The 10,470-nt window shown below is 68.5% G+C and carries 11 protein-coding genes; 5 read left to right on the top strand and 6 right to left on the bottom strand.

The features are described from left to right. Positions 1 to 31: 31 nt before the first annotated feature. Complete coding sequence (locus LMI96_RS04220; RefSeq protein ID WP_228360576.1) at positions 32 to 595, bottom strand: GIY-YIG nuclease family protein; 564 nt, start codon at positions 593 to 595, stop codon at positions 32 to 34. Positions 596 to 712: 117 nt separating this feature from the next. Then, the gene (gene rpsA, locus LMI96_RS04225) at positions 713 to 2,173 is read right to left on the bottom strand and encodes a 30S ribosomal protein S1 (protein ID WP_223721350.1); all 1,461 of its coding nucleotides are present in this window, start codon (positions 2,171 to 2,173) and stop codon (positions 713 to 715) included. 295 nt (positions 2,174 to 2,468) lie between these two features. Here rpsA and LMI96_RS04230 point away from each other — a divergent pair, with 295 nt between their 5' ends. Beyond that, complete coding sequence (locus LMI96_RS04230) at positions 2,469 to 3,545, top strand: LLM class flavin-dependent oxidoreductase (protein ID WP_223721351.1); 1,077 nt, start codon at positions 2,469 to 2,471, stop codon at positions 3,543 to 3,545. Between the two features lie 92 nt (positions 3,546 to 3,637). On the opposite strand, the gene LMI96_RS04235 is transcribed toward LMI96_RS04230, so the two are convergent. Further along, positions 3,638 to 3,952, bottom strand: coding sequence for a hypothetical protein (locus tag LMI96_RS04235; protein WP_228360577.1), 315 nt, complete (start codon positions 3,950 to 3,952; stop codon positions 3,638 to 3,640). Between the two features lie 213 nt (positions 3,953 to 4,165). On the opposite strand from LMI96_RS04235, the gene LMI96_RS04240 reads away from it, so the two are divergent. Both LMI96_RS04240 and LMI96_RS04245 read left to right on the top strand, forming a co-directional pair. Beyond that, entirely contained in the window at positions 4,166 to 4,609 is a 444-nt protein-coding gene (locus LMI96_RS04240) for a GNAT family N-acetyltransferase (protein WP_223721353.1), read from the top strand. Then, the gene (locus tag LMI96_RS04245) at positions 4,606 to 5,040 is read left to right on the top strand and encodes an N-acetyltransferase (RefSeq protein ID WP_228360578.1); all 435 of its coding nucleotides are present in this window, start codon (positions 4,606 to 4,608) and stop codon (positions 5,038 to 5,040) included. Before LMI96_RS04240 ends, LMI96_RS04245 begins: the two co-directional genes overlap by 4 nt. A 16-nt stretch (positions 5,041 to 5,056) precedes the next feature. Here the strand turns inward: LMI96_RS04245 and LMI96_RS04250 are convergent, their stop codons facing one another. Both LMI96_RS04250 and deoC read right to left on the bottom strand, forming a co-directional pair. After that, entirely contained in the window at positions 5,057 to 5,617 is a 561-nt protein-coding gene (locus tag LMI96_RS04250; protein WP_223721355.1) for an NYN domain-containing protein, read from the bottom strand. 70 nt (positions 5,618 to 5,687) lie between these two features. Then, positions 5,688 to 6,350, bottom strand: a complete 663-nt coding sequence (deoC, locus tag LMI96_RS04255; RefSeq protein ID WP_228360579.1) for a deoxyribose-phosphate aldolase — start codon at positions 6,348 to 6,350, stop codon at positions 5,688 to 5,690. Positions 6,351 to 6,685: 335 nt separating this feature from the next. On the opposite strand from deoC, the gene LMI96_RS04260 reads away from it, so the two are divergent. Continuing rightward, positions 6,686 to 7,177 carry an FBP domain-containing protein gene (locus LMI96_RS04260; RefSeq protein WP_228360580.1) on the top strand — a complete coding sequence of 164 codons (492 nt, stop codon included), beginning with the start codon at positions 6,686 to 6,688 and terminating at the stop codon, positions 7,175 to 7,177. A 21-nt stretch (positions 7,178 to 7,198) separates the two neighbouring features. Here the strand turns inward: LMI96_RS04260 and helR are convergent, their stop codons facing one another. Further along, positions 7,199 to 9,340: an RNA polymerase recycling motor ATPase HelR gene (gene helR, locus LMI96_RS04265; protein WP_228360581.1), complete on the bottom strand. Its 2,142-nt coding sequence runs from the start codon at positions 9,338 to 9,340 to the stop codon at positions 7,199 to 7,201. 350 nt (positions 9,341 to 9,690) lie between these two features. On the opposite strand from helR, the gene LMI96_RS04270 reads away from it, so the two are divergent. Beyond that, positions 9,691 to 10,344, top strand: coding sequence for a TetR/AcrR family transcriptional regulator (locus LMI96_RS04270; RefSeq protein ID WP_228360582.1), 654 nt, complete (start codon positions 9,691 to 9,693; stop codon positions 10,342 to 10,344). Positions 10,345 to 10,470 lie beyond the last annotated feature (126 nt).

Raw genomic sequence — 10,470 nt, forward strand, 5'->3', positions numbered from 1 at the left:
ACACGCTGTCACGGCATTCGGCAGCTCACGCTCATCCGATGTACCCGACCGCGAGAGCAGCGCTCTGCCACTGGGCGTATCGCGTCCACGGGTTCACGTCGCCGCGAAGCGTGTCGATGTGGGCGTCGAGCGCAGAACTGCGGACGAACCACTCGCTCCGCTCGAGCCGCTCGTCGGCGAACTGGGCGTGTCGCAGGTGCTCCCGCATCCGGTCGCCACGCTCGAACGCGAGCACCTGATCGTGGCGGATGGCCGCGAATCGCTGACGCGGATTCACCGTCGTTCCGATCTTCACCCGGTCGCGGAACCCGAGGTAGTAGACGATGTCGAGTCTCGGCGCCGGAAGCTCGCCGTCGACGACCTCGCCGTGGCGCCAGTCGCAGACCGCACAGATCCATCCCGATCGGAACCGCGCACCCAGCGGCGATCCGCATCGACGGCACGGTGCGGGGAGCAGATCGGTCTCGCCGTGCACGTCGGCAGACGCCTCCGCGGCGAGGGCGAGGTGGAGTTCGCAGAGCGGCAGCGGGGACGCTGCGGGCACGGGGCCGCCGCATCCGTCCGCGATGGCACAGGCACGTCGTTCATCGGGCACGCCCCGACGGTACGCGCCTCCCCCGACACACCCCGAGCGGATGCTTCCGAGAACGGCACAGGGGGCCGGAACCCGAAGGTTCCGACCCCCTGTGGATCGGATGCTAACGCTGAAGGATCAGCGGCCAGACAGCTTCTCGCGAAGCGCGGCGAGAGCAGCGTCGTCGGCGAGGGTGCCGGCGTTGCTGGAGTCGCTCGAGAAGGACGAGGAGCCCGTGCTCGAGTCGACCGTGCTCGGGTTCGCGGCCTCGGCCTCGGCGGCCTTGATGACGGCGGCCTTGTGAGCCTCCCAGCGACCCTGTGCCGCGGCGTACTCCTGCTCCCAAGCCTCGCGCTGGGTGTCGAACCCTTCCTTCCACGCGTTGGTCTCGGAGTCGAAGCCCTCGGGGTACTTGTACTCGCCGTTCTCGTCGTACTCGGTGACCATGCCGTAGAGGGCCGGGTCGAACTCGGTGCCGTACGGGTCGACCGACTCGTTCGCCTGCTTCAGCGAGAGCGAGATGCGGCGACGCTCGAGGTCGATGTCGATGACCTTGACGAAGACCTCTTCGCCGACCGACACGACCTGCTCGGCGAGCTCGACGTGCTTGCCCGACAGCTCGGAGATGTGCACGAGGCCCTCGATGCCGTCTGCGACGCGCACGAACGCACCGAACGGAACGAGCTTGGTGACCTTACCGGGCGTGACCTGACCGATGGCGTGCGTGCGGGCGAAGACCTGCCACGGGTCCTCCTGGGTCGCCTTGAGCGAGAGCGACACGCGCTCACGGTCGAGGTCGACCTCGAGGATCTCGACGGTGACTTCCTGCCCGACCTCGACGACCTCGGAGGCGTGCTCGATGTGCTTCCACGACAGCTCGGAGACGTGCACGAGGCCGTCCACTCCGCCAAGGTCGACGAACGCACCGAAGTTGACGATCGACGAGACCGTGCCCTTGCGGACCTGGCCCTTGTGCAGGTTGTTGAGGAAGTTGGAGCGGGACTCCGACTGCGTCTGCTCGAGGAGCGCACGGCGCGACAGGACCACGTTGTTGCGGTTCTTGTCGAGCTCGAGGATCTTCGCCTCGATCTCCTGGCCGAGGTACGGCGTCAGGTCGCGCACACGACGCAGCTCGATGAGCGACGCCGGGAGGAATCCGCGGAGGCCGATGTCGACGATCAGACCACCCTTGACGACCTCGATCACGGAGCCGGTGACAACACCGTCGTTCTCCTTGATCTTCTCCACATCGCCCCACGCACGCTCGTACTGTGCGCGCTTCTTGGACAGGATGAGGCGGCCTTCCTTGTCCTCCTTCTGGAGAACGAGGGCCTCGACAGCGTCGCCGACCTTGACGACCTCGTTGGGGTCGACGTCGTGCTTGATCGAGAGCTCGCGGGAGGGGATGACGCCCTCGGTCTTGTAACCGACGTCGAGGAGCACCTCGTCGCGGTCGATCTTGACGACGGTGCCTTCGATGAGGTCTCCGTCGTTGAAGAACTTGAGGGTCTTCTCGACCGCTGCCAGGAAGTCTTCAGCAGATCCGATGTCGTTGATCGCGACCTGCTTGATGGCCGGGGCGGTCGTTGCGGTAGTCATGTAGTGGGTTGTCCTTGTTGGGTTGGGGTCTCAGGCCTCGGCACGTGCGATCGTGATGTCACGATGCGGTGCCCGCCGGAACGACGGATGAGTCGAGCCGAGGCGAAGCGAATTGATTTCCTGCGATGTCACGCGCGCACGCCGAAACGGCGAATCAAACGAGTGACACCTCAGGTTATCAGAACGAGCTCGTCGCCGGTATGCGGGTGCAGAGCCGCCGTCATCTGGCGCCACGCAGCACCGATTCATGTGCATTCAAGGGAATAGGACCGGAGTGCACGCGCTTGCACGGGATATGGAAAGCTTCGGAACTCTCTCGTTCGGGCACTACGGCCCTCTCGGTGGCGGCCGCATCCTCACCGCCAAGGACTCGATGCTGCAGGCCATCGACCTCGGCGTCGGCATGGACGAGCTCGGCGTCAACGGCATCGCCTTCCGTGTGCACCACTTCGCCCGTCAACAGGCCTCTCCGATGCCGCTGCTCGCCGCGATCGCGGCGCGCACGAAGCGCATCGAAGTCGGCACCGGCGTGATCGACATGCGTTACGAGAACCCGCTGTACCTCGCCGAGGAGGCGGCCGCGGTCGATCTCATCAGCGACGGCCGACTCGCGCTCGGCGTGAGCCGTGGCTCACCCGAGTCCGTCATCGGCGGCTACGAAGCGTTCGGCTACACCGGTTCGAACGACCCCCGCGGCGCCGACCTGGCGCGGGAGCACTTCGACCTCTTCCTCCGCGCCATCGACGGGGAAGGGCTCGCCGAGCGCGACCCCGACAGCCCGTTCGGCGGCGGCACCGGTCGGCAGCAGATCGAGCCGCAGTCCCCCGGCCTGCGTTCACGGGTCTGGTGGGGCGCGGGAAGCCGCGACACGGCCGAATGGGCCGGCCGGATCGGTGTGAACCTCATGTCGTCGACGCTTCTGACGGAGGCAGACGGCACGCCGTTCGACCTACTACAGGCGCAGCAGATCGATGCCTTCCGCGCCGCGTGGAAGGACGCCGGTCACGCCGGCACGCCGCGCGTCTCGGTGAGCCGCAGCATTTTCCCGATCACCACCCGCGAGGACGCCATGTACTTCGGTGGCGCGCAGGGCGGTGACCAGATCGGCATCATCGACGGGATGCGGTCGACCTTCGGCAAGACCTACGCCGGCGAACCGGACGCTCTCGTCGAGCAACTGCTGGCGGATGAGGCGATCCGCTCCGCCGACACCCTCATGCTCACGATCCCGAGTCAGCTCGGCGTCGAGTTCAATCTACGACTCGTCGAATCGTTCGCGAAGTACGTCGCACCCGCGCTGGGGTGGAAGCCGAACACCGCAGGTCGCTCGCACGGCACACCGATCGGCGGCGGCGCTCGGAGCGCCGTCTGAGCGCGGTCACGGTCCGCGAGGCGTCGTTCCCCTGGGACGATCGCGAGCGGTTACTCTGCCTCGAGCGGCAGTGAACGACGACCGCGCGCGCGTCAGTCGATTGCGCGCCATTCCCGGACGAACTGCTCGACCGTCATCATGTCGAGGTCTCGTCGGGTCTGCGTGAGGACGCGATCCGCTTCCTGGAGATGACCGACGCGGGCCCGCAGTACCTCCGTGCCGGTGTCGCGCCGAGTGACGACGAGGTCGAAGCCCGGGAGCACGTCGTCGCCGCCCCCTCCGCCGGTGGCCACCGAGATCGCCAGCGCGGCGATACCCAGCCCGACGCGCTTAGCCGGATGCATCCGCGCGCGCTCGATCCGGGCTTCGAGCACAGCGCCGGCGCGGGTGCCGAACACCTCGGACATGCCGTCGATCGTCACCGTCTCCTCAGGATCTCTTCCGCTAGGCCGAACGATTCCTCGTCCGGCCGCGTCCCGCCCGCAGGAAGAACGAAGGCGCCATCGACGGCGGGCGATACCGCGACGACGATTCATTCTGACCCACTCACCGCACGCGCGGTCGCGGACCGAGCCCGGATCGGGGCGAGGAGCGGCGCGCCGCATCCGTAGGCTGGTCGGATGGTCACGATCCGCCCGCTCACGACGTCGGATCGCCACGACTGGCTCGCTCTTTGGAGCGGGTATCTGGCGTTCTATGAGACGGCGCTCGACGACGCGACCACGGACGCGACGTTCGCGCGTCTCGTCGATTCGGAATCGAGCATGCACGCGGCCCTCGCCCGCGACGAGAACGACACCGTGATCGGTCTCGTGCAGTGGGTCACGCACCCGGCGACCTGGTCGACCGGCGATTACTGCTATCTGGAAGACCTCTTCGTCTCCCCCGACGCGCGGGGAGGCGGAACGGGACGAGCGCTCATCGAACACGTGCGCGCCTGGGCCGCGGACGAGCGCTGCGCGAAGGTCTACTGGTTGACCGCCGAGAGCAACAGTGTCGCCCGCGAGTTGTACGACCGCGTCGCGACCCGCAGCGGCATGATCCAGTACCAGATCCGGCTGTGACAGCCGTCGCCCTGCGGCCGAGCACGGCGGCAGATCTCGAGTGGCTCGTCGAGCTCCGGGCCGTCGTGCTGCGGGACGACCTGGAACGCCTCGGCCGGTACGACCCGGTTCGGGTCAGAGAGCGGATGCGGAACGTCTTCGATGCGCAGAACACCCGCGTGGTCATCGTCGACGGCGTCGACGTCGGGTGCGTGTCGGTCCGGCCGGAGGTAGACGTGCGGTGGCTCGAGCACTTCTACCTGGCGCCGCATCTGCAGGGACGGGGAATCGGCGGTCGGGTGCTGCGCGACATCCTCGCCGACCCTGATCCGCGGCCGCTTCGACTGAACGTGCTGCAGGGCAGCGCCGCGCGGCGGCTCTACGAACGGCACTCCTTCGTCGAAGACACGTCCGACGACGTCGACGTGTACATGACGTATCGGCCCGCCTGACGCGGATTCGCCGGCCTCAGCCGAGGAACGCAGCCGGGTCGAACTCGTCGATCGGGATGACGCGGATGCGCGGCAACGGTGCGTCGAAAGCGCGGGCGTCGTACTCGAGATCGAAGAACGTGAGGCCGGGCAGAGCCGAGTAGGTCGAGCTCCGGAACTCCGCGAACGCCAGCACGCCGACGCGCCGTTCGCCGTCGATGAGCGACTCGACGTCCTCGACGAAATCTCCGTCGTGGCTGACCAGGACGACGTCGCTGTCGCGGTCGCGCAGCGCCTGCAGGGTCCGCTGGATGGCGATGTCGACGATCTTCGACTCGGGCGGGCCGGACAGCAGCACCGGCTCGTAGTCCATGGCCTTGAGCGCCTGCACGAACGTCATCGGCACGTTCGTGGTCGCGTTCAAGAAGAACAGACCGCGGGCCGGCTGCGACCAACTGCGCTCGACGAAGCTCAGGATGCGGTCCCAGCGCGGGCGCTCATCGGGCTGCGGGCGTCGGCCGAGGATCGATCCGCCGAGCGTCGCGTCGATGTTCTCGCCGTCGACGAGAACCCACGTGTTGGTGCTGCTGGAGTGCATGCGACGACCTTCCCGCGCAGCGCGCGTCGTGCTCGATCCTATGCGGTGCCTTCCGCGGGATCGGGTGTCGTCAGTACGTACCCGAGGCGACGCCGTCCTCGACGATCGCGCGAGTGCTGGACAGTCCGAGGCGGCTGGCACCGGCGGCGATCATTGCCTCGGCATCCGCACGGGTCCGGATGCCGCCCGATGCCTTGATCTGAAGGCGATCGCCGACGGTCTGCTTCATGAGTTCGACCGCGTGCACCGAGGCACCACCGGCCGGGTGGAAACCGGTCGACGTCTTGACGAAGTCCGCGCCCGCCGCCTCAGCGGCCTTCGAGACGGCGACGATCGCGTCGTCCGACAGCGCCGCGGACTCGATGATGACCTTCAGCACGATGGGGTGCGGCGCCGCATCCCGCACCGCACGGATGTCGGATTCGACCGCGTCGTAACGCCCCTCGATCGCCGCGCCGATGTCGATCACCATGTCGATCTCATCGACTCCCTGGGCCACGGCGAGCGAGGCCTCGGCGGCCTTGATCTCGGAGTGGTGCTTGCCGCTCGGGAATCCCACGACGACCGCGAGCTTCAGGCCCTCCGGAAGATCGACCGGAAGCACCGACGGCGACAGGCAGACGCTGTACGTGCCGAGGTCCGCCGCTTCCGCGATCGTGGCCGCGACATCCGCCGACGTCGCCTCGGGCTTGAGCAGCGTGTGGTCGACGTATCGCGCGATGTTCTCAGTCATGCCTTCTACTATCTCAGCCGCGACGGCCGCCTCAGGTCCGGCGACGCCCGATCGCGGTCGCGATCACCCGCCACCCGACCAGGAATGCGCTCGCGGCGCGGGATGCGGATGACCTCACTCCCCCAGCCTACGAACTTCGACCGGTCCGGCGTTCGCCGGCGTATCGTGGAGATCATGCATGAACGTGAGCTGCCCGTCGGGTGTGGGGAGGTCGTCGGCGCTTTCTGTGCCGGCGCGAGGTAGAGCGTCCGCTCCCTCCTTGTCCTTCCCTTTCCCGACCCCGACGGGTCTTCTCTTCGCCGGCCGATCCGGCGCTCCCTCGCAAAGGCAGAATCATGCTCCCCCTTTCCGACGCCCGCATCCGGGCTTCGTTCATCAACGCGTCCCGCAGCGAACGCGCCCACGTCCTCATTCCGACGGATCTCGCCGAGACCCCCTGGGACCGGCTCGACTTCTTCGGATGGCGGGACCGCAAGCTGCCGCAGGTCGGCTACATCGTGACCGAGCTCGACGGCGATGCGGTCGGCCTGATCCTTCGCGAGGCCGACACGAAGGCCAGGTCCCGACCGCAGTGCTCCTGGTGCAACGACGTCGAGCTGCCCAACGACGTGGTGCTGTTCACCGCGAAGCGAGTCGGCGACGCGGGGCGCCGAGGCGACACCGTCGGCACACTCGTGTGCGCGAATTTCGAATGCTCGCGCAACGTGCGGCGGCTCCCGCCCTCGGCCTACCTCGGGTTCGACCGGGAAGCCGCGCGGGACCGACGCATCGACGCCCTCCGAGAGAACGTGACGAATTTCGCGTCGAGTCTGCGCGACGGTCGTTGATCAGCCGTCGCTGATCAGCCGTCACTCGGAGAGCACCACGAGCCGCTCGGTGGCGCGCGTCATCGCGACGTAGCGATCGACCGTTGCGGTGATGCCGTCGCCCCACGAGTCCGGGGCGACGAGCACCACGAGGTCGAACTCGAGCCCCTTCGCGTCGACGGCGCTCAGCGAACGGATGCGGGGCGCCCCCGCGAAAGCCGGATCCCCGATGACGCACGCGACGCCATCGGGGTGCGCGGCGACCCATTCGTCGAGGACCGGATCACGATCCGCCCGCGGGCGACGCTCGACAGGTATCCCGCTCTTTCGGATCGACACCGGCACGTTCGCATCCGGAATCGCCGAACGGATCACCGGCTCGGCCGACGCCATGATCTCCGCGGGTGTGCGGTAGTTGATCGTGAGGCGGCTGACCCGCACATCGCGGAGGCCGACCCGGGCGAGACGATCCGCCCACCCATCGGTGAACCCGCGACGGGCCTGGGCGCGGTCGCCCACGATCGTGAAGCTGCGGGACGGACAGCGACGCACGAGCATCTGCCACTCCGCATCCGTCAGCTCCTGCGCCTCGTCGACGATGATGTGCGCGAAGGGGCCGGCGAGCGGGTCCCGTTCCGCATCCGGGATCTCACGGTCATCGATGAGGCTGTTCTGCACGTCTGCGGTCCGCAGCATCGACATGAGCAGCAGGTCGCCGTCGTCGGCGGCGATCAGGTCGTCGATCACGCGGTCCATCTGCGCGCGACGTGAGGCGAGCGCCGCCTCCTGCCGACGAGCGAGCTCGGGCACGCCCGGGTCACCGATGAGCGATCGCGCGAGGTCGAGCAGCGGCAGGTCGGACAGCGTCCACGCCCGCGGATCGGCGCGGACGAGCATCGCCCGCTCCGCATCCGTCAGCCACGGAGCGACCCGTCGGAGAAACTGCGCGTCCGACCAGAGGGTGGCCACGAGCCCGACGGGATCGAGGATCGGCCAACTGCGCGCGAACGCCCGGACGAGGGCGTCGTTCTCTGCCAGCGCCCGTCGTGCCTCGGACCGGGGAACATCGCGGTCGTGTCGCCGCGCCAGCAGCTCCACGAGCGACTCCCACACCTGATCCCTCGCCTCGTTGTGCGAGAGTCCCGACTCGGCCGAATCGAACGCCTCCGCCCAGTCGTCGGTGCCCAGCGGCAGATCGGCCCACGGCGTTTCGACGCGCAGCGCATCGGCGGGCGGTCGCTCGAACAGGCGCACCGCGCGCCGAAACGCGCTCGACCACTGCGCGGACGCCTTGAGCTCCGCGACGGGTTCGGGCTCCGAACCGGCTCGAGCCCCCTCGGGAACGAGGTCGCGCAGCGTGCGGATCTGCACGGTCTCCTCGCCCAGTCGAGGGAGCACGTCATCGACATAGGCGAGGTAGGCCTCGTGCGGCCCGACGAACAACACCCCGCCGCGTCCGGGCGCGAGAGCGGGATCGGCGTAGAGCAGGTACGCCGCGCGATGCAGGGCGACCACCGTCTTGCCCGTGCCGGGGCCGCCGTCCACGACGAGCGCCCCGCGCGACGATGCCCGGATGATGGCATCCTGATCCGCCTGGATGGTCGTGAGCACGTCCCGCATCCGGGGCGTACGCGCGGCGCTCAGGCTCGCGATGAAGGCCGACTGGTCATCGAGCGCCGCGTCATCCTCCTGCCCGTCGGGCGTGAACACCTCGTCCCAGTAGTCGCTGACCCGCCCGCCTGCCCAGCGATATCGCCGCCGACTCATCAGACCGCGCGGGTCCGCATGTGTGGCGGCGAAGAACGGCTCCGCCGCAGGCGCCCGCCAGTCGATGAGCAGCTGACGACCGTCGTCGTCGGCGAGGCCGAGCCTGCCGATGTACCGCGGCTCTTCGTCATCGGCCGGGCGTATGCGGCCGAGGCAGAGATCGAGCGAGAAGCGCTGCAACGTGTGCAGCCGGGCGGCGAGGCGGCGCGCCTCGAGATCACGGTCGACCGACTCCTGACCGGTCGAGGCTTTCGCGCGCGTCGTGCGGTCGAGGCGGCGAGCTGTCTCCTCGAGCGACCGTTCGACGCTGTCGTCGATGTCGGCGAACTGCTGCTCGTCACGGGCGATGAGGTCGGGACGGGACTTGCGGACGAGTTCGGCGGGAAGTCTAAAAGCGCTCGGGCGCGCTGAAGTCATGCGGAGATCTCCGATGCGAAGCGAGGGTGGGCAACGATTCTGCCCCCGCACCGGGGCCTTGCCGCAAGCCCCCTCCCGCTCCGTAGGATGGGAGGGGTAGGGAGCCGCACGTCCACTCGGAGCGGAGTGAGACGAATGCCCTGCTCGCCGGGCGCACCGCGTCGATCCGCGTTTCCGCCGTGTTAAGACCCGGAACAGCCTCTATCGCGCCGTGGGCCTCGTCTGCATACTGAGTTGGACATCTGTACAACTCAGGGAGATCGCATGCCGACGCACCTCCGCCGCACCCGGCCCGCCACCGGGTTGCGCTCCGATTGCTCCCCCGTATCCGATGCCGGGGGCGCCCGATGATGCGACGCATTCCCCCGTCCCAGCGCCGCGAAGAGCTCATCGCCGCCGCCATCCGGGTCATCGCCCGCAGCGGCGTGGCCGCCGCGACGACCCGAGCCATCGTCACGGAAGCGCAGATGCCGCTCGGCGCCTTCCACTACATCTTCGAGAACCACGACGAGTTGATGAGCGCCGTCGTCGAGACGGTGACCGACCAGGAACGGTTCGTCGCCGAGACGCGCTCGGTCGACGCGACCTCGATCGAGGCCGCGCTCCTGAGCGGTGTGAACGGCTACATCGATCTGCTCGCCGCCGAGCCCGAGCGGGAACTGGCGCTTCTCGAGCTCGGACTGTTCGCACGCCGGCAGAACGCGGACGGTCAGATGCGAACCCAGTGGGAGAGCTACTTCGGCACCGCGGCGGAGGTCCTGCAATACGCCGCGGAACTGACCCGCACCCGGTGGACGGCTCCCCTCCCCGACCTCGCCCGGTTGCTCGTCGCCTCCCTCGACGGGATCACCATGGGCTGGCTCGCCGACCACGACACCGCCGCCGCACGACGCACCGCCGCCTTCGTCGCGCGAGCGTTGGCCGCCCACGCCGAAGGTTCCGACGCCGACGGGCCCGCTACCGCATCCGGCGCCACCCGCGAACGCCACCCCGACGACGACTGACCTCCTGATCGTGTCCGCCGCGACGGACTCGGCCCCTCCTGCCCCACCCGCTCCACTCGACACACCAGAGATCCACACCATGCACCGTCTGCTCCCCCGCATCCACAGTCCGTAGCACCCCTCAGA

Source organism: Microbacterium sp. cx-59 (assembly GCF_020805625.1).
Taxonomy (GTDB): Bacteria; Actinomycetota; Actinomycetes; order Actinomycetales; family Microbacteriaceae; genus Microbacterium.